17 protein-coding genes are annotated in these 17,234 nt (G+C 63.0%); 9 read left to right on the plus strand and 8 right to left on the minus strand.

All coding sequences use genetic code 11. The annotated features are described in order from the left end of the window. Positions 1 to 16: 16 nt before the first annotated feature. Entirely contained in the window at positions 17 to 802 is a 786-nt protein-coding gene (locus tag CPI83_RS07990; RefSeq protein WP_097387055.1) for an aldolase, read from the minus strand. 165 nt (positions 803 to 967) lie between these two features. Between CPI83_RS07990 and CPI83_RS07995 the strand changes: the two genes are divergently transcribed. Both CPI83_RS07995 and CPI83_RS08000 read left to right on the plus strand, forming a co-directional pair. After that, entirely contained in the window at positions 968 to 1,558 is a 591-nt protein-coding gene (locus CPI83_RS07995; RefSeq protein WP_020908662.1) for an XRE family transcriptional regulator, read from the plus strand. Further along, positions 1,555 to 1,980, plus strand: a complete 426-nt coding sequence (locus CPI83_RS08000; protein ID WP_003946354.1) for a hypothetical protein — start codon at positions 1,555 to 1,557, stop codon at positions 1,978 to 1,980. Before CPI83_RS07995 ends, CPI83_RS08000 begins: the two co-directional genes overlap by 4 nt. Positions 1,981 to 1,987: 7 nt before the next feature. On the opposite strand, the gene CPI83_RS08005 is transcribed toward CPI83_RS08000, so the two are convergent. The 3 genes from CPI83_RS08005 to CPI83_RS08015 are packed head-to-tail and all read right to left on the minus strand — an operon-like array spanning position 1,988 to position 6,425. Then, entirely contained in the window at positions 1,988 to 3,460 is a 1,473-nt protein-coding gene (locus tag CPI83_RS08005; RefSeq protein WP_097387056.1) for a carboxylesterase/lipase family protein, read from the minus strand. Then, complete coding sequence (locus CPI83_RS08010; RefSeq protein ID WP_097387057.1) at positions 3,457 to 4,986, minus strand: carboxylesterase/lipase family protein; 1,530 nt, start codon at positions 4,984 to 4,986, stop codon at positions 3,457 to 3,459. The genes CPI83_RS08005 and CPI83_RS08010 overlap by 4 nt, the downstream gene beginning before the upstream one ends. A 29-nt stretch (positions 4,987 to 5,015) precedes the next feature. Further along, positions 5,016 to 6,425, minus strand: coding sequence for an NAD(P)/FAD-dependent oxidoreductase (locus CPI83_RS08015; RefSeq protein WP_097388140.1), 1,410 nt, complete (start codon positions 6,423 to 6,425; stop codon positions 5,016 to 5,018). An 82-nt stretch (positions 6,426 to 6,507) separates the two neighbouring features. Between CPI83_RS08015 and CPI83_RS08020 the strand changes: the two genes are divergently transcribed. Continuing rightward, on the plus strand, positions 6,508 to 7,260 hold the full coding sequence (locus CPI83_RS08020; protein ID WP_097387058.1) for an SDR family oxidoreductase: 753 nt from the start codon (positions 6,508 to 6,510) through the stop codon (positions 7,258 to 7,260). Further along, entirely contained in the window at positions 7,260 to 8,582 is a 1,323-nt protein-coding gene (locus tag CPI83_RS08025) for an NAD(P)/FAD-dependent oxidoreductase (protein WP_097387059.1), read from the plus strand. The genes CPI83_RS08020 and CPI83_RS08025 overlap by 1 nt, the downstream gene beginning before the upstream one ends. 3 nt (positions 8,583 to 8,585) lie before the next feature. Here the strand turns inward: CPI83_RS08025 and CPI83_RS08030 are convergent, their stop codons facing one another. Then, complete coding sequence (locus CPI83_RS08030; RefSeq protein WP_019744765.1) at positions 8,586 to 9,089, minus strand: hypothetical protein; 504 nt, start codon at positions 9,087 to 9,089, stop codon at positions 8,586 to 8,588. Between the two features lie 124 nt (positions 9,090 to 9,213). On the opposite strand from CPI83_RS08030, the gene CPI83_RS31310 reads away from it, so the two are divergent. The 3 genes from CPI83_RS31310 to CPI83_RS08045 are packed head-to-tail and all read left to right on the plus strand — an operon-like array spanning position 9,214 to position 11,321. Then, positions 9,214 to 9,690 (plus strand): MarR family transcriptional regulator, encoded by a 477-nt coding sequence (locus CPI83_RS31310; RefSeq protein WP_020908655.1) that lies wholly within the window; start codon positions 9,214 to 9,216, stop codon positions 9,688 to 9,690. Between the two features lies 1 nt (position 9,691). Next, entirely contained in the window at positions 9,692 to 10,543 is an 852-nt protein-coding gene (locus CPI83_RS08040) for an ATP-binding cassette domain-containing protein (RefSeq protein ID WP_020908654.1), read from the plus strand. Continuing rightward, positions 10,503 to 11,321 carry an ABC transporter permease gene (locus CPI83_RS08045; RefSeq protein ID WP_019744762.1) on the plus strand — a complete coding sequence of 273 codons (819 nt, stop codon included), beginning with the start codon at positions 10,503 to 10,505 and terminating at the stop codon, positions 11,319 to 11,321. Before CPI83_RS08040 ends, CPI83_RS08045 begins: the two co-directional genes overlap by 41 nt. Positions 11,322 to 11,334: 13 nt before the next feature. Here CPI83_RS08045 and CPI83_RS08050 read toward each other — a convergent pair whose 3' ends face one another. Then, the gene (locus CPI83_RS08050; protein WP_019744761.1) at positions 11,335 to 11,778 is read right to left on the minus strand and encodes a helix-turn-helix transcriptional regulator; all 444 of its coding nucleotides are present in this window, start codon (positions 11,776 to 11,778) and stop codon (positions 11,335 to 11,337) included. A gap of 902 nt (positions 11,779 to 12,680) precedes the next feature. Here CPI83_RS08050 and CPI83_RS08055 point away from each other — a divergent pair. Next, positions 12,681 to 13,493 (plus strand): FAD:protein FMN transferase, encoded by an 813-nt coding sequence (locus CPI83_RS08055; RefSeq protein ID WP_020970361.1) that lies wholly within the window; start codon positions 12,681 to 12,683, stop codon positions 13,491 to 13,493. 1 nt (position 13,494) lies between these two features. Here the strand turns inward: CPI83_RS08055 and pgi are convergent, their stop codons facing one another. After that, complete coding sequence (gene pgi / locus CPI83_RS08060; protein WP_021345178.1) at positions 13,495 to 15,150, minus strand: glucose-6-phosphate isomerase; 1,656 nt, start codon at positions 15,148 to 15,150, stop codon at positions 13,495 to 13,497. Positions 15,151 to 15,242: 92 nt separating this feature from the next. Here pgi and CPI83_RS08065 point away from each other — a divergent pair, with 92 nt between their 5' ends. Then, the gene (locus CPI83_RS08065; RefSeq protein WP_181447538.1) at positions 15,243 to 16,697 is read left to right on the plus strand and encodes an NAD-dependent succinate-semialdehyde dehydrogenase; all 1,455 of its coding nucleotides are present in this window, start codon (positions 15,243 to 15,245) and stop codon (positions 16,695 to 16,697) included. A gap of 74 nt (positions 16,698 to 16,771) precedes the next feature. Here CPI83_RS08065 and CPI83_RS08070 read toward each other — a convergent pair whose 3' ends face one another. After that, positions 16,772 to 17,098, minus strand: a complete 327-nt coding sequence (locus CPI83_RS08070; protein ID WP_019744757.1) for a chorismate mutase — start codon at positions 17,096 to 17,098, stop codon at positions 16,772 to 16,774. Between the last annotated feature and the right edge of the window lie 136 nt (positions 17,099 to 17,234).

Below are 17,234 nucleotides of genomic sequence, written 5' to 3' on the forward strand. Positions count from 1 at the left end.
TGGTGGGAAACGAAATTCAGTTGGTCAGTGCGTCGGGATGATTGCGGAGAGCCCGACGGGCGTAGTACGCGAAGTTCGCCTCGCTGCGCCGAGGGGTCAGCGTCCAATCGTGAGCCTCCTTCGCCAGGCGAGGCGGTAGCGGCTTGATGTCGCCGGCAGCCATTGCCAGCAACTGCAGCCGCGCGGCCCGCTCGATCAGATGCCCGAGGGAGCATGCTTCTTCGACCGTGTTGCCGACGACTAGTTGGCCGTGGTGGGCGAGCAGAATTGCCCGCTTGTCGCCGAGCGCAGCCGAAATGATCTCGCCCTCTTCGTTTCCCACGGGAACTCCGGGCCAGTCGGCGAGAAATGCGCAGTCGTCGTAGAGGGGCGCGATGTCCATTTGGGAGACGACGAGGGGAATCTCGAGCATCGACAACGCCGTCGCGTGCAGTGGGTGTGTGTGGACGATGCAGTTGACGTCGGGTCGGGCGCGGTAGATCCAACTGTGGAACCTGTTGGCGGGGTTCGGCATGCCCTCCCCGTCGAGGACTTCGAGGTCCTCGTTGACGAGCAGGAGGTTGTCCTCGGTGATCTCGTCGAACCCGAGGCCGAGTCGCTGGGTGACAAACGTGCCAGGCTGCTCACCGCGGGCGGAGATCTGGCCGGCGAGACCGGAATCGTGGCCGGCGTCCGACAGTGCGCGGCAGGTCAGTGCGATCTTCTGTCGAAGTGTCCAACTGCCTGTGGTTACTGCGGTGAGCATTTTCGTCTCGGCGGTGGCCATGAGTTCTTGCTTGCTCGCATGCATCGTGTCGGTCATGGGGTGTGCCTTTCTCGGGGCCCGGAATCAATGACATTCAGTCACCTATAGGACACAAAGTGTCATATAGGACGGAAATGTGCAACCCTCAGGACGAGCGTCGGTGATCGTCGCAGGTCAATGTGTTGGTAGGGTGATGACACAAAGTCTCGTGAGGGGAATCGAATGGCAGCGTTTTTGCGAACACATCGGCGTCGCGCCGGTCTGACGCTCGAGGGCCTGGCCGAGCAGACCGGTCTGACGAAGAGCTATCTCTCGAAGGTCGAGCGGGGTATCAGTACCCCGTCGATCGCGGTGGCGCTCAAAATTGCACGGGTGCTCGATGCCGATGTGGGACAACTGTTCTCGGACAGTATGGAGGGCAATGCCATGACGATCGTGCGCGCCAAGGACCGCGTGATCGACCCGGCTTCCTCCGTGCAGTCTTCCGTCTACGATCCGATCGCGCCCTCCATGGTCGGAAAGGCCATGCAGCCGTTCGTGGTTCATCCGGCGTCGGTGATGGGTCCCAAGTTCATGGACCACACCGGAGAGGAGTTCGTGTTCGTGCACTCCGGATCCGTAGAATTCGAAATCCCCGGACAGACGATGCACCTCGACGCCGGCGACAGCCTGTATTTCGACGCGAATACGCCACACCGGATGCGATCGGTGTCGGCAGATCGTGCGGTGGTGCTGGTTGTCGTCTACGACAATCCTTCGACTGGATCACCCAGCGGTGACTCACTGGAAGCGCACTGCGGGGTGAGCAGATGACCCTGGGGATCGACACGACATTGACGCTGCTCGCGGCCGGTCTGATCTTCCTTCTCTCCCTGTGCCTGGGAATCTGGAAGTACCGACAGATGGCCACCTCGGATAATCACCTCGCCCATCCGTATGTCGACATCGCCCACCGCGCAGCCCTGATGTACTCGTTTGCGACGCTGCTGATCGCGGTGTTCGTCGAACTCAGTGCGTGGCCGACGTGGATCAACCTGACCAGTGCCGCAGTGGTCGTGTTCTTCTTTCTCGCAGCGATTTTCAGCTACATCGCTCACGGTGCGATGAAGGACACCGACAATCAGTTCGAGTCCGCCGGTCCGCCCCTTCACCTCGGAATGTTCCTGCTGATTCTCGGTGAGGTGGGCGGATTCGCGGTCCTGCTCGCAGGTTTCGTGAAAGGCCAGTTCTTCTGACCGGGCTTCAGCGTCGGTGCTCGTAGCCGATCCAGGCGCGTCGACGCTCACCCATCGGGTCGTTCTCCACTCTGGACGTCTCGTCGAAGATCATCGTTTGCCGCTCCGGGACGGAGTAGGCGGGCCAATCCTGGTCCGGCACTCCGTGTCGGGCGAAATGGATCCAGTGGCGCTGCACGGTGGAGGTCACCGCGGCCAGTCCGCGACGTCCACCGACCGCGGTCAAGGCCGCGGTGAGTGCATCCGAACGGCCGAAGACCGCAAGCAATTCGGTGGCATGGGTAGCGCCCATGCCGATGAGTCTGAGCAGGCGAGGCGCAAAATCGTAGCGGTAACTGTAGGTAGGAGCTACCTGGCAATGGCCCTGTGCGCACAGTATTGCCGGTTCCCAGAAGGTGATGTCGCCGCCGAGATCGGCGGCAGCGAAACGATGCGGATACGTGGGATACGCCGCGAGCGCACGTGCTTTCACTTCAGGGGTGGTGTGGGAGAACATCTTCTCGATCCGAACCGGGTTGGTAGGCAAGATGTCGAGAACGCGCGGAAAGATCCGCCCCTCATGGAGATTCGAACCGACGAGCAGCGGAACGGGGTGGGCCCGTCCGGCGGCGAACACGTCGAGCGGGTGTTCGGGAAGAATGTCGTCACCCACTACAGGGGCGAATGCCCGTGTTCCGGGTTCTTCGTCCGCGCCGCGTCGCGCAAGTTCTTCGCCGGCGTCGACCAGTTCCTTCACCGAAGCGGAGCGCAGCCACGAGGCAGGATCGGTTTCCGGTGCGTCTGCGATCTCGAGGAACTCGCGCGCCCATCGCTGCGCTCGATCCTTTCCGTATGCCGAAGCAGCCGGCGGACTTTGAGCAATGGCCCGAGCGAACAACCCTCGGGCCGCGGGCGTTGCCATCAGAGTGGTGACAGCGTTGGCGCCGGACGATTCACCGAAGACGGTGACGGCGTTCGGGTCGCCACCGAAGGAGGCGATGTTGCGCTGGACCCACGTCAGCGCGGCGATCTGATCGCGCAATCCGAGGTTCGTGTCGAATGATTGTTCAGCAGTGGAATACTCACTGAAATCGAGGTAGCCCAACGCGCCGAGACGATATTGGATCGAGACGTAGACGATGTCGCCACGTTCGACCAGGCTCGTTCCGCGGTACATGGGCGTCGACGGATTCCCGCCGTTGTACGCGCCGCCGTGAATGAACACCATGACCGGTCGCAACGAATCCGACGGTACCTGCGGGGCCACGACATTGACGAAGAGTGAGTTCTCGTCGAAGTTGCTCTTGCGCTGCGGAGACGGAGAGCCGAATGCTTCCGCCGGGCGGACACCATTCCAAGCCTCGACCGGCTGTGGTGTGCGAAATCTCGAGCGGCCGGTCGGGGCCGCTGCGTAGGGGATTGCTCGCCAGGTGCGCAGTCCTCGATCGAAGCGCCCGCGTACGACCCCGGAATCGAGAGTGATCTCGAGGGGGCTCGTCACGGTAGGGAGATGTCGGTGCCGTGGCTACGGTAACCGCTGTATCCCGACCAGGCCAAGCGTTGTTCACGTCTGGGATCGTTCTCGACGCGGACGATCTCGTCGAAGATCATGGTCCTACGCTCCTGCGCGTCGTAACGCGGCCACGACCCACGCGGCGAGCCGTGCTTGGCGAAGTGAAGCCAGTGTCCCTGAACAGATTCGGTGACTGCGCGCAGTCCGCGCCGACCGCCGGGAAGGGTGAGGCCGCGCCCGACAAGGGTGTCGCCGATACCGAAGACCGCGAACATCTCGAAACCGTGAGTGGCGTCGAGGCCGAGCCAACGCATCATCGTCGGCGCGAAGTCGAATCGGTAGGCGTACGTCGGCGCCGATTGTGCGTGAGCCTGCATCAACTCCACTGAAGGGTGCCAGAACGTGACGTCTCCACCGACGTCGATCGCGGACTGCTCGTCGGGATAGCCGGGATAGGTTGCGAGGATGCGCTTTCCGGCCTCGGGATCGGTGAGAGCGAACATGGTGTCGATGCGCGACGGGTTGGTCGGGAGTGCGTCGAGCACCTTCGGGAAGAGCGTTCCCTCCCGTCTGTTGGTGCCGATGATCAACGGAACCTGGTGTGCCGATCCTTCATTGAATGCGTCCAAGGGGGAGCGCGGCAGGAAGTCGCCGTCGACGACCGGACCGAAGGGATGTAGTCCAGGCGTGTTCGCCAGTACCTCGGCACCGAGTCTGCTGCCTGCTCGGCCCAATTCGACGGCAGTCGCCGAGGTCAAAGCCTTCGCGGGCGGTAGACCGGAATTGAGGATCTCGACGAAACGCGCGCCCCAGGCGTGCGATCGCTGCGTGCTCGAGACCAGATCAGGAGCCGAACTCTCGGCGATCGCACCAGCGAACAGTCCCTTGGCAGCCGGAGTAGCCATCAAGGTGGTGACGGCAGTGGCTCCGGCGGATTCACCGAAGATCGTGACTTTTTCAGGATCCCCACCGAAGGCAGCGATATTGCGCTGCACCCATTGCAGGGCCGCGACCTGATCGCGCAGTCCGAGGTTGGAATCGAATGCCCGCTCGGCCGTGGAGAAGGGTGTGAAATCGAGGTACCCCAGAGCACCGAGGCGGTAGTTGATCGAGACGTAGACGATGTCGCCGCGTTCGACGAGGGACACACCGGAGTACAAGCCGGTAGCCGAGGTCCCGATGGTGTTTGCCCCACCGTGGATGAAGACCATGACCGGAAGCGGGGTGTTACCGGCGTTCGCTGGAGCGAGCACGTTGAGTGTCAGACAGTCCTCGCTGCTCGGCTGGTACTTCCCGGGCGAAAGCAGCAGCCCCTTCTTGTGCTGGACCGAGGCGTCGCCGAACCTGGTCGCGTCGCGTTCTCCGGTCCATGGTGTGACCGGCTGTGGCCGCGTCAGACGCAGTGTTCCGACCGGCGGCCGGGCGTAGGGAATTCCGCGCCAGGCACGAAGTTTTCCCACCCGGCGGCCGCGCAGGGTGCCGTCGGCCGTGGTCACAAGTATGTCGGACGCCATGTCGCGACTATACGTACTTCGGGATCGCGTCAGCGGCGAGCCTCCAGCAATCGAAGCCAGACCTCGCTGACCGTCGGATACGAGGGCACCGCATGCCAGAGAGTTTCGAGTGGGACGGCGCCGACGACCGCGATTGTCGCCGCGTGCACCAGATCGGACACTTCGGGCCCGGCAAAAGTAGCGCCGAGGATCACCTCGGTGGCCTTGTCGATGACCAACTTCGCGCGCCCGGAGTAGTCGTCGCGCAACAGTGAGGATCCTGCGACGGTCAGTTCGATCTCCACGACTTCGACGTCGTAGCCGTCGTCGCGAGCTTTCTTCTCGGTGCGTCCCACCCACGCGATTTCGGGTGAGGTGAACACCACCTGGGGGACCTGTCCGTTGTCCGCCGACGCCGTGTACCGAGGTCCCCTGAGTCCGCGGCTCTCGGCCCGCGCGGCGATGACGTCTCCGCAGACTCTCGCCTGATACTTGCCCATGTGGGTGAGGGGAGAGCGACCGTTGATGTCGCCGACGGCGTAGAGCCACTCACCTTGGGCACAGAGGTGATCGTCAGTGGCGACGTACTTGCCGTCCTCGAGGCCGATGACGGACAAGCCCAGATCGGCAGATGTCGGCCCGCGGCCCGCCGCGACGATGACCTCGTCGACCTCGATCACACCGGAAGAGGTCTCGATGCTGACGGGTCCACCGTGGATGTGGCCCTCACCGGTGTCCTTGGCGTCGGGTCGTGACACCGAGTTGACGGCGGTGCTCAGTCGAACGTCGACGCCGCGGGCGCCGAGTGCTTCGGCAACCATCGTTCCGGCAAACGGTTCTGCCGATTTCAACAGAGCATCGCCTCTCACGAGCAGTGTCACGTGAGCGCCGAACGACGACAACCACGTTGCGCACTCCGTTGCGACGACTCCGCCGCCGATGACCGCCACCCGCGACGGAACCTCGTGGAGATTGGTCGCATCGCGCGACGTCCACGGGAGTGCTTCACGCAACCCCGGCGTCTTCGGGACAGTGGCAGTTGTGCCCGTGGCGAGTACGACGGCTTGGCGGGCGCGGAGCTTACGGGTCCCGTCGACGGTCACAGCGCGCTCGCCGTCGATCACCCCGTGGCCTTTGATCACTGTGATTCCCGCGGAGGTGGCCCAGTCGACCTGGGACGAATCGTCGTGGTTGTGGGTGAACGAGTCGCGGCGTTTAAGGACGGCCTCGACGTCCAGCGGTCCGGCCGGGATCCCGGGCAAGGCGTCGGCCGCCTCGAGGACCTGCCCCGGGCGCAGTAGCGCCTTGCTGGGCATACAGGCCCAATACGAGCATTCACCGCCGACCAGTTCGTGTTCCACGATTGCGGCGGTGCGATTACTTCCGGCGATGGCGTACGCGGCGGCGTTCTCGCCGGCGGGCCCACCGCCGATCACGATGACATCGAATTCGTCGGTCATGCTTCCACGGTATGTCGGATCGGTCCGAGTTCGCTCGGTTACCGCCGGGTACGAGAACTCGAAGATGGTTACAGTTGCACCCATGACGCGGCAGAAGATTTTGATCACCGGTGCCAGTTCGGGTCTGGGTGAGGAGATGGCCAGGAGATTCGCCGCGGCCGGTCGCGACCTCGCGTTGTGTGCCCGGCGGACGGATCGTCTCGACACGCTGCGTGGGGAGCTGGTGGCGCAGTACCCGTCGATCAGCGTCGCAGTGCGCGAACTCGATGTGACCGAACACGATTCCGTCGTCCGGGTTTTCGGTGAGCTGCGCGACGAGTTGGGTGGCCTGGACCGGGTGATCGTGAACGCCGGGCTCGGCAAGGGCGCCAAGATCGGCACCGGAAAAGCGCACGCGAATCTTGCAACAGCGCAGACGAATTTTGTCGGCGCGCTGTCGCAGTGTGAAGCTGCGCTCGAGATCTTCCGCGCGCAGGACGCCGGACACCTGGTTCTCGTGTCCTCGATCAGCGCGGATCGGGGGCTGCCAGGGCCAAAAGCGGCCTATTCGGCAAGCAAGGCCGGGGTAGCGGCTCTGGGTGAGGCGCTCAGTATCGAGTTGGCGCGCACACCTATTCGCGTCACCACCCTGCTGCCGGGCTTCATCAAGACCGACATGTCCGCCGGCGCCGGCGACGACGCAGCGCTCATGGCCAGTTTGTACGAAGGCGTCAGTGCCATGGTCGACGCCATCGAGAAGGAAACCACCCGAGCGGCGCTACCCGGCCTCAAGTGGCAAGGGATAGATGCGGCCCTACGATTCCTGCCCAACTCCGTGACAGCGAGGTTTGTCTGATGAGCATCCACATCTCGAACGGTAAGCCCCGAGTAGTGATCGTCGGTGGCGGCTTCGGTGGACTGTACGCAGCGAGACGACTCAAGAAGGCCGACGTCGAGGTGGTTCTGATCGACCGAGGGACCAGCCACGTCTTCCAGCCCCTGCTCTACCAGTGCGCCACGGGTCTGCTCTCCGAAGGGCAGATCGCAAGTCCGTTGCGTCATCTGCTCGAGGACAACAAGAACACGAACGTCGTTCTGGGCGAGGCCAAGTCGGTGGACGCCGACGCCGGGATACTGACTGCCAGTCGCTTCGACGGGTCGACCTTCGAATTGCCGTACGACTACCTGATCGTGGCGGCTGGAATGCGCCAGTCGTACCACGGTCAGGACGAGTTCATCAAATGGGCGCCCGGCATGAAAACCCTCGACGACGCTTTGGCGATCAGACGCAGTCTCATTGCTGCGTTCGAGATGGCCGAATCGCTCCCGACAGCGGAAGAACGTCGACCGTGGCTGGCATTCGCCGTGGCGGGCGGCGGACCCACCGGCGTCGAATTAGCCGGACAGATCCGCGAATTGGCAATGCACGCGCTCGCAAACGAGTTCAGGTCCATCGACCCGGACGAGGCAAGGGTACTGCTTTTCCACGGCGACGATCGGGTGCTGCCTTCGTTCAGTCGCAAGCTCTCGGCCGCCGCCAAACGTACTCTCGACGGGATCGGCGTCGAGACTCACCTCGGCGTGCACGTCACCGACGTGTGCGAGACCAGCATCGAGACGACGGACAAGAAGACAAAAGAGAAGCGGCAGTACGAGACCCGCACGATTTTGTGGACCGCGGGCGTCGAAGCAGTGCCGTTCGCCGAGGCACTGGCCACGGCGCTGGGTGTGAAGCAGGTCGGCGGAGGCCGCATCGAGGTGGAAGCCGATCTGACCGTTCCCGGCCACCCGAACGTCTACGTGGTGGGCGACCTCATGTCGCGGGACAAACTTGCCGGGGTGGCCGAGGTCGCGATGCAGGGTGGTCGGCACGCCGGTGCCCGGATCGCTGCAACCGTGGAAAACGGAGTGCCCAGCCGAAAACCGTTCAAGTACCGCGATCTTGGAACTGCGGCCTACATTTCGCGACGCCACGCGTTGCTTCAGGCAGGGCCGGTCCAGTTGTCCGGGTTCATCGGATGGGTGTCATGGGGAATCATCCACATCGCGTTCCTCGCGGGTTTCCGCAATCGCGCCAGCACGGTGCTGAACTGGGGCGCAACCCTGGCGTCGAAAACGCGTCGGGAACGGGCAATCACGTACGGCGACCCCGAAACCGCGCGGCAGCCGTACAACTGAGGGTTACTCAGTCTTGAACACGGGGTTTCCGGCGGCGTCGATCATCCACCACAGGCTGCCGACGCTCTGTCCGAGCATGTCTCCGGGAACCTTGTCGTCGAGGTACCGATAGACGGGCTTGCCGTTGACGGTGATCTGGAAAGATCCTTCAGGCCCGTCGACAGTGTCGATGACGGCGTCGATTCCTTCGACGATCGGCGAATCCGTGACCGAGGTGACCGCCGGCCAGTAACGCAGGCACGCTTCGTCGCACGACCCGGCTTGTGAGTTCTCCTCGTCCGGGTTGTAGACGTAGACGGTCATGCCTTCGCCGTCGACGGCGATCGTCCCGAGTGGGGAGTCGGCGGTCTTCAGCAGGGGTGCATCAGCGGCGGCGGGTGGCGACAGCGACGTCGCAATGGCAGTGACGTTGTCTGCGCTGTCCCCGGAATCGAGGGCGTCGGGCGAGCAACCGGTGAGGATCAGGGCGCTACTCGCAACCGTCGCGAACAACCACTGTCTGCGCATGACGTCTCCGTTCTGGGCGGGAGTGCTCGGGACAAGCAATCGGGGATACCCGTTGCGGACGAGCTGAAAACGCCGGGCGTCCGGATTCCTCGACAATAGCTCTGTTACAGAGCTATTGTGAGGTGTGGATGAAATCGGAGCAGATCACAGGCTTTCGGATGATGTCCTGGAGACGCTCGGGCAATTGCGTCGAGGCACGAGGAAGGCATCGGGGCGACCGTTTGCAGAACGACCGCTCGGCGGCGCCCAAATCGAACTCGTCAGGCTGCTACGGCGCAACCCGGGTCTGTCGGTGGCTGAGGCTGCCGGGCGATTGGGTGTCGCGGCAAACACGGTGTCCACCCTGGTTCGGCAGCTCGTCGACGATGGAGTGATCGAACGGGTTGCCGACGAGGCTGATCGACGCGTCGCGCGATTGGTGCTCTCGGACGAGGCGCGCGCCCGCGTCGAAGTGTGGCGTGATCGCCGGAGCGTGATTGTCGGCCAGGCATTGTCGAGTCTGACCGGAGAAGACAGGGCGAGGATCGAGGCTGCGCTACCAGCCCTGTCGCGATTGGCGAGCGCTCTGGCAGCAGCCGGATCAGAAGGTGAGGGGCAGTGAGATGCTGACACAGTGGTGGAAGAGCCGAGCGGCAGGTTCACCCGACCCCGGCGCACACGCGGTCGAGATCGACTCGGTTACATACAAGTTCGGCGACCACCGCGCGGTGGACAACCTGAGTCTGGTCATCAACGCGGGGGAGTGCTTCGGCCTGCTCGGTCCCAACGGTGCAGGAAAGACTACGACGATCAGATTGCTCAACACGTTACTTCCTCTGCAAGACGGTGATATTCGGATTCTCGGTCGCTCAGTTCGTACCGAGGCGATGACCATTCGGCGCTACCTCGGGTACGTGCCACAACAGCTCTCGATCGAAAGCGCATTGACCGCACGCGAGAACGTGACCTGGTTCGCGAGACTGTACGACGTTCCGCGGTCCGAACGACGCGAGCGCGTCGACCAGGCGCTCGAGATGGTGGACCTGCTCGATTCAGGCGATCGCCTGGCGTCGAGTTTCTCCGGCGGTATGGTGCGACGGCTCGAACTTGCACAGGCGCTGGTGAACCGACCGTCGCTGCTGGTACTCGACGAACCGACGGTGGGGCTGGATCCCATTGCCCGCGAATCCGTCTGGCAGCGAGTGGCGGAGATGCAGAAGCAGTACGGCATGACTGTGCTGCTGACGACGCACTACATGGAAGAAGCCGAGGAACTGTGTGATCGTGTTGCGTTGATGCATCACGGTGAACTTCGGGCGGTGGGCGAGCCGAGCGAGTTGGCCGCCGAACTGGGGCCGGAGGCCACTCTCGAAGACGTGTTCCGTCACTACACCGGCGACGATCTCACCGGCGACAAGTCAGGAGGTCTCCGCGATGTCCGCAGTGCCCGTCGCACAGCGCGCCGCTTGGGCTGATCCCACTACCAACGGTTTCGCTCGGTTGCTCTCGAGAATTTACACATTCTGCCTCGTGGAAGTTCAGAAGTTGCGGCACGACCGATCTGAATTGGTCACGCGCGCAATCCAGCCGATCCTCTGGTTGGTGATCTTCGGCCAGACGTTCAGCCATATCCGAGCGATCCCCACTGGCGACGTACCGTATCTCGACTTTCTCGCGCCCGGCATCATTGCGCAGTCCGCTCTTTTTGTTGCGATCTTCTACGGAATCCAGATCATCTGGGAGCGTGACGCGGGAGTCCTCACCAAATTGATGGTCACGCCGACGCCGCGCGCAGCATTGGTGACAGGTAAGGCATTCGCCGCCGGGATCCGCGCAGTCGCCCAGGCAATGGTGGTCGTCATCGTGGCGGCGCTGTTGGGCGTGAGTATGACGTGGAACCCGCTCAAACTGCTCGGGGTCGTATTGGTCGTTGTCCTGGGTTCCGCGTTCTTTGCCTGCTTGTCGGTTGCGATCGCGGGAATCGTGCTCAAACGAGATCGATTGATGGGCATCGGGCAGGCAATCACCATGCCATTGTTCTTTGCGTCCAACGCGCTGTACCCGGTCGAACTCATGCCGACGTGGGTTCAGTGGCTCAGCCGCATCAACCCGCTGAGCTACGAGGTGTCAGCACTGCGCGGTCTACTCATCGGAATGCCGACCAACTATGTCGTCGACTTCGGCGTGCTGATCGGGGCAGCGCTGCTCGGAATCGTCACCGCCTCGGCACTATTGGGCCGCTTGACTCGCTGATCTTCGCGCTGGATCAGTCACGAGTGAACGGTGGGGCGTACGTGCTGCAATCCGGAGGTACGGCCGGGAGTCCTTCGGACGAGCGAAGTTTCTCCGCAATCGACGAGAGTAAGTCCTGCGATTCAGGGGAGAGGTCGACCGCTTTCATAGCCAGAGAACGCAATTCGCTGTCGTGGAACTCTTCGACAACCGAACGGTCTTCTTCGGGAATCAGTTCGGGATCTTGGCGAGGCGTCGGGCCGAAGAAGTACTCTGCTGCTACGCCGAAGTAATCGGCCAATGCCAAAACGACTTGCTCTGACGGATTTGTGCGCACACCGCTCCGGAGCTGAGAGAGGTACGGTGTCGAAATCTTGCATCCGCGTTGTGAAAGGGCTTCCACAACTTGTGCGTTGGTGAGTCTCGGGGCTGTGGCCGGGTACAAGGCGTTCAAGCGGTCCTTGAATGAATCGGTCACAATTCCTCCCTCGAGCGTGACCCAGCGTCACAGCTACTTCGCAGTTTTCACATAGTAGACGACACGGTTATTCTGGACTCCGGTCGAAAGTCCTTTCACCTGCGGATATTTGGCGCGGAGAGATTCCAAAGACTTTGTAAAGTATGTGATTTACGCCGCGTACTGACCGTTCGTTTTGCCAACGGGCGTGCGGGTGGCGTATAAGCAAAATGTCGGTGGTTACGCCGTTGCGCTGCAGGTTCTTTCGGCCGGTCCTATGTAGCTGCGTCGATGCATCGTGGCCCTGTCTGTAACGTGCGAGCACTGCCGCCGGGCGCCGGGCGTCACTCTCTCCGGCGGTTGGCGCGCCGCGTGTTCGGAACTCCTTCTCGGTGCTCTGCTCGACGCTCGCGCGTAGTGATGGGCGCGTATTTTTCTCGGCACTCGAGAGTGAGCGGCAGGTGTGTCGACCTGTCGAAAGTCACGCGCGTCGAAAGCGGCCGATTGGTATGTCATCGACGTTGGAACACAGTGCTTCTCGTCAGTCGCCGCTATCTCCTGCGGTGATACCAGCGTCGCCCGGACGTGTTTTGCGGCAGACCGAGCTCGAGGCGCAGCGTCTCGGCACGACATGTCGAGCGTCGCCTCTGCGTCTTTCGGATCGGAATGGCCCGCTGCGCCGGTAGTAGTCGACGTCCGTCGCAGTCGGGTGCGGTCAGGACCCTTCGAAGGACTACGCGGCTTGCACACGGAGGGCGACAGTCCGGGCGGCAATTCTGTCGCACAGATCTACCATCAGCCCCTGCCGTGCGCTGCTCCTCCTGCAGGATGCGTGCCTCGGCCTCGGAAGCGGCTTATGGCACGGGGCTTGCTGACCGGCGCATACTGGTTACAACGCGGTGTGTTCGAAGGGCAGGACTGACATGGTCAGTGTCGAGAAGTGGGCGATGTGGGATTCCGCCGTGGAGGTGGACGTCACCGAAGGCGCTGCGCTGCCCACTGCGCACGCGTTGATCGCAGCTGCCATCGACGAGACCGAGGCGGTGTGCGACCTTCGCCGGGGCGACGCCGAGATTCACGCCGTCAACCTCGCTCAGGGAACTCCGGTCAAAGTGACTCGGCGTATGTCTGCTCTCTTGCGGTCGGCGCTGTGGGCGGCTCGTATGACCGGCGGCGCAGTCAATCCGCTTGCCGACAACTACTCCGAGGACGAGTCCATCCCTCCGGTCCACCCGACCCCGACGTTCGAGGACGTACAGCTCGACGGCGACGTGGTGTACGCGCCCTGGGGTGCGTCGTTCGACATCACCGGAGTTGCCAAGGCAGACACCGTCGATCGCGCCGCGCAGATCGTGGCTGCCGAACTGCAATGTGGTGTTGCCGTACGGATCGGCGACGTGATCGCCACGGCCGGCCATGCACCGGCCGGTGGCTGGCAGATTCCGGTGCCGGGCAGCGAAGAAGTCGAACTGATCAACGGAACCGCGATGGCGACGGCGCGGGCGGTAGAGCTGCCCTCCTGGGAGCCGAACCAGGAGCGTCCCTCCACGGAATGGGCGCAAGTCTCGGTGATAGCGGACGACGCGGTGTGGGCGTACGCAGCGAGCGAAGCAGCGTTGATCCGGGGTATCAGCGCCATCAAATGGGTTGAACAGCAAGAGCTTCGCGCTCGGCTCGTCGACCGATCCGGACGTGTGTACGCGACGGAGAGTTGGTTCGGCCCTGCTGCCGCGTGAATCAGGCCCGTCCGCGCTCCTTGCGGTACCAGTGCACGAGTGCATCGGTGGACGTGTCGCCGAGGTCGCCGGGTGCCTCTTCGGAGGAGAGTGCAGGTCCCAGTTCCAGTGCCTGCGTCTTGCCGAGTTCGACGCCCCATTGATCGAACGGATTGACACCCCACACAGCACCTTCGACAAATACCTGGTGCTCGTAGAGTGCGATCAACTGACCGACGACCGAGGGCGTCAATTCCTTGGCCAGGATGGTGCTCGAAGGCCGGTTGCCTGGCATCACCTTGTGCGGCACCAACTCCGGTGCAGTGCCCTCTGAAGCGATCTCTTCGGCAGTCTTGCCGAACGCGAGAACCTTTGTCTGAGCGAAGAAGTTACTCATGAGCAGATCGTGCATGGATCCGGTGCCGTCCGCCGTCGGCAGATCGTCGGTGGATTCCGCGAAGCCGATGAAATCGGCGGGCACGAGCCACGTGCCCTGATGCAGGAGCTGATAGAACGCGTGTTGGCCGTTGGTTCCCGGCTCGCCCCAGAAGATTTCACCGGTGGACGTGGTCACCGGTGAGCCGTCGGCGCGAACCGACTTGCCGTTGGACTCCATGGTCAGCTGCTGCAGGTACGCGGGAAAGCGCAACAGGTCGTTCGAGTAGGGCAGCACTGCGCGGGACTGAGCGCCGAAGAAGTTGGAGTACCAGAGCCCGATGAGCCCGAGGAGAACCGGCGCGTTCTGCTCGAGCGGTTGGTTTCGGAAGTGCGTGTCGATCTGGTGGAAACCGTCGAGGAATTCGGCAAAACGAACGGGTCCGACGGCGCACATGACCGACAGTCCGATCGCCGAGTCGACGGAGTAGCGCCCGCCGACCCAATCCCAGAATCCGAACATGTTCGCGGTGTCGATGCCGAACTCCGCCACGCGATCACCATGGGTGGAGACTGCGACGAAATGCTTGGCTACGGCCGAGACGTCTTCGCTGCCCAGACCGGCGAACAGCCAACGCTTTGCCGCCGTCGCGTTGGTGAGCGTCTCGAGGGTGGAAAACGTCTTGGACGCGACGATGAAGAGCGTCGTCTCCGGATCGAGGTCGTCGAGCTGCCCGACCAGGTCGACCGGGTCGATGTTGGAGACGAACCGAACGCTGATCCCAGCGTCCGCGTAGTGCCGTAGCGCGCGATAGACCATCACGGGCCCGAGGTCGGAACCGCCGATGCCGATGTTGACGATGGTGCGGATGCGCTTGCCGGTGGCGCCCGTCCACTCGCCACTGCGCACCCGATCCGCGAAAGCGCCCATCGCGTCCAGAACTTCGTGAACGTCCGCGACGACGTCCTGACCGTCGACGGTCAGAGCAGAATCCTTCGGCAGACGCAGTGCTGTGTGCAGCACGGCTCGGTCTTCCGAGCTGTTGATGTGATCGCCCGCGAACATCGCGTCGCGTCGTGCCTCGACGCCGGCCTCGCGGGCCAGCTCGACGAGTAGCGCGAGAGTCTCGCGGCTGACGCGATGCTTGCTGTAGTCGATGTGAAGATCACCGGCGTCGATCGTCAGCTCTCGTCCGCGGGCTGGATCGTCCTGGAAGAGTTCTCGCAGGTGAACGCCTTCGATGTCGGCGTAATGAGCGCGCAGTTTCTGCCAGGCTGAGGTTCCGGTGATGTCAGTGCTCACGATCATCGACTTTAGTGGCACAAGCTGGAAACTTCCGCGTGAGTCTCGCTGGCGGGCAGACGGACGCGGCTCCGACGAGCATCATGGAACCCATGGACACATTCGAATTCATTCGATCAGTTCCCACCCAGTTGTTCGTCGGCGGCCGGTTCGTGCCCGCGGAGAACAACGCGACCTTCCCGGTGGCGGATCCGGCGACCGGAAAATCGTTGACCGATGTCGCCGATGCGAGCCCCGCGGACGCGCTGCGCGCTCTCGACGAAGCCGTGGCCGTCTCGTCGAAGTGGGCGAGCACACCTGCGCGCGAGCGTGGTGAAATTCTGCGAGCCGTCTTCGAGAAGATCACCGAGCGCGCCGAGGACGTGGCGCTGCTGATGACCCTCGAAATGGGCAAGGCACTCGCCGAGAGCCGTGCCGAGGTCAAATACGGCGCCGAGTTCTTCCGGTGGTTCAGCGAGGAGGCCGTTCGCATCGGCGGGCGCTACACGCCGGCGCCGGCGGGCAACGGCCGGATCCTCGTCACGAAGGCGCCGGTCGGACCGTGTCTGGCCATCACTCCCTGGAATTTTCCGTTGGCGATGGGCACCCGCAAGATCGGACCGGCGTTGGCCGCCGGCTGCACGATCATCGTCAAGCCCGCCTCGGAGACCCCGTTGACGATGCTGCTACTCGCTCAGCTCATGGCCGAAGCAGGGCTGCCCGATGGAGTCCTCTCGGTGTTGCCGACATCGAAATCCGGTGAAGTGACCGGCCCTCTCATCGACGACCCTCGACTGCGCAAGCTCACCTTCACCGGGTCAACCGGCGTCGGCAAGATGCTGGTGGAGAAGTCCGCGAAGCGATTGCTCCGCACGTCGATGGAATTGGGTGGCAACGCACCCTTCGTCGTGTTCGACGACGCGGACGTCGACAAGGCAGTCGAGGGTGCGGTACTGGCCAAGCTTCGCAACGGAGGCGAAGCCTGCACCGCCGCCAACCGGTTCCATGTCGCCAACGCCGTGCGTGAGGAGTTCACGACCAAGCTGACCGAGAAGATGGCGGCGTTCACGATGGGACCGGGTACCGACCCGGAGACGAAGCTCGGCCCGCTGATCAACCAGAACCAGCTCGACACGGTCGCAGAGTTGGTTGCAGATGCGGTGGATGCCGGGGCGAAGGTTCGACTGGGCGGCGAAGCGCCAGGTGGTGAGGGGTACTTCTATCCGGCCACGGTGTTGGCCGACGTTCCGGCGAGCGCGCGGATACTGAAGGAAGAGGTGTTCGGACCCGTTGCCGCGATCACCGGCTTCGACACCGAAGCCGAAGGCATCGCGGCCGCCAACGACACCGAGTTCGGATTGGCTGCGTACATCTTCACGAGGGATCTCGACCGTGCGCTTCGGGTTTCCGACGCACTGGAATCAGGAATGATCGGCGTCAACCGAGGAGTGATCTCGGACGCGGCAGCGCCGTTCGGTGGTGTGAAGGAATCCGGATTCGGCCGCGAGGGCGGGACCGAGGGGATCGAGGAATACCTGAACACGAAGTACATCGCGCTCGAGAACTGATACACACACGAACGGCTACATCGGGACTGCCAGAGGCATCCGATGTAGCCGTTCGCAAGTGATCTGGGTGTGCGCTAGTGGCCCAGGCGTCCGCGGCCCAGGCGCAGGAGCAGCATCGCGAGGGTGTGGCCTTCCTGGCCCAGCTCGTTGAACCGTTCGAGGACCTTCATCTCTCGGCTGTGCACCAGACGCGGACCACCCGATGCCATCCGGGTACGGCCGATGATCTGGGAGACCTCGGAGCGGCGTTTGATGGCCGCGAGGATCTCGGCGTCGAGACGGTCGATTTCTTTCCGTAGTTCGTCGATCTCCGCCTCACTCTGGGGGATCTCGACGTCTGTCGGAGCAGTGTTTACAGTATTTACAGTATTTCCATTGGGGGCTGCAGCCTGGGTGCTCATTGCTATTCGTCTCCTCTTCCTACTGCGTGGATCGTGGTCTCGGCTCGGGTCGTTACCGATCCAGGCACACTGACGAAAATGCCCCGGATCCGATTCGGACCAGGGGCGGGTGAGCTGTTCAGATCACGTGCACCGA

Source organism: Rhodococcus sp. H-CA8f (assembly GCF_002501585.1).
Taxonomy (GTDB): domain Bacteria; phylum Actinomycetota; class Actinomycetes; order Mycobacteriales; family Mycobacteriaceae; genus Rhodococcus_F; species Rhodococcus_F erythropolis.

Coding starts and splice junctions, on each gene's coding strand:
- CPI83_RS08000 (WP_003946354.1), top strand. CDS start 1,555: ATGACCCTGGGGATCGACACGACATTGACGCTGCTCGCGGCCGGTCTG.
- CPI83_RS08055 (WP_020970361.1), top strand. CDS start 12,681: ATGGTCAGTGTCGAGAAGTGGGCGATGTGGGATTCCGCCGTGGAGGTG.
- CPI83_RS08015 (WP_097388140.1), bottom strand. CDS start 6,425: ATGACCGACGAATTCGATGTCATCGTGATCGGCGGTGGGCCCGCCGGC.
- CPI83_RS07990 (WP_097387055.1), bottom strand. CDS start 802: ATGACCGACACGATGCATGCGAGCAAGCAAGAACTCATGGCCACCGCC.
- CPI83_RS08070 (WP_019744757.1), bottom strand. CDS start 17,098: ATGAGCACCCAGGCTGCAGCCCCCAATGGAAATACTGTAAATACTGTA.
- CPI83_RS08040 (WP_020908654.1), top strand. CDS start 9,692: ATGCTGACACAGTGGTGGAAGAGCCGAGCGGCAGGTTCACCCGACCCC.
- CPI83_RS08045 (WP_019744762.1), top strand. CDS start 10,503: ATGTCCGCAGTGCCCGTCGCACAGCGCGCCGCTTGGGCTGATCCCACT.
- CPI83_RS08065 (WP_181447538.1), top strand. CDS start 15,243: ATGGACACATTCGAATTCATTCGATCAGTTCCCACCCAGTTGTTCGTC.
- CPI83_RS07995 (WP_020908662.1), top strand. CDS start 968: ATGGCAGCGTTTTTGCGAACACATCGGCGTCGCGCCGGTCTGACGCTC.
- CPI83_RS08020 (WP_097387058.1), top strand. CDS start 6,508: ATGACGCGGCAGAAGATTTTGATCACCGGTGCCAGTTCGGGTCTGGGT.
- CPI83_RS08025 (WP_097387059.1), top strand. CDS start 7,260: ATGAGCATCCACATCTCGAACGGTAAGCCCCGAGTAGTGATCGTCGGT.
- CPI83_RS08030 (WP_019744765.1), bottom strand. CDS start 9,089: ATGCGCAGACAGTGGTTGTTCGCGACGGTTGCGAGTAGCGCCCTGATC.
- CPI83_RS08010 (WP_097387057.1), bottom strand. CDS start 4,986: ATGGCGTCCGACATACTTGTGACCACGGCCGACGGCACCCTGCGCGGC.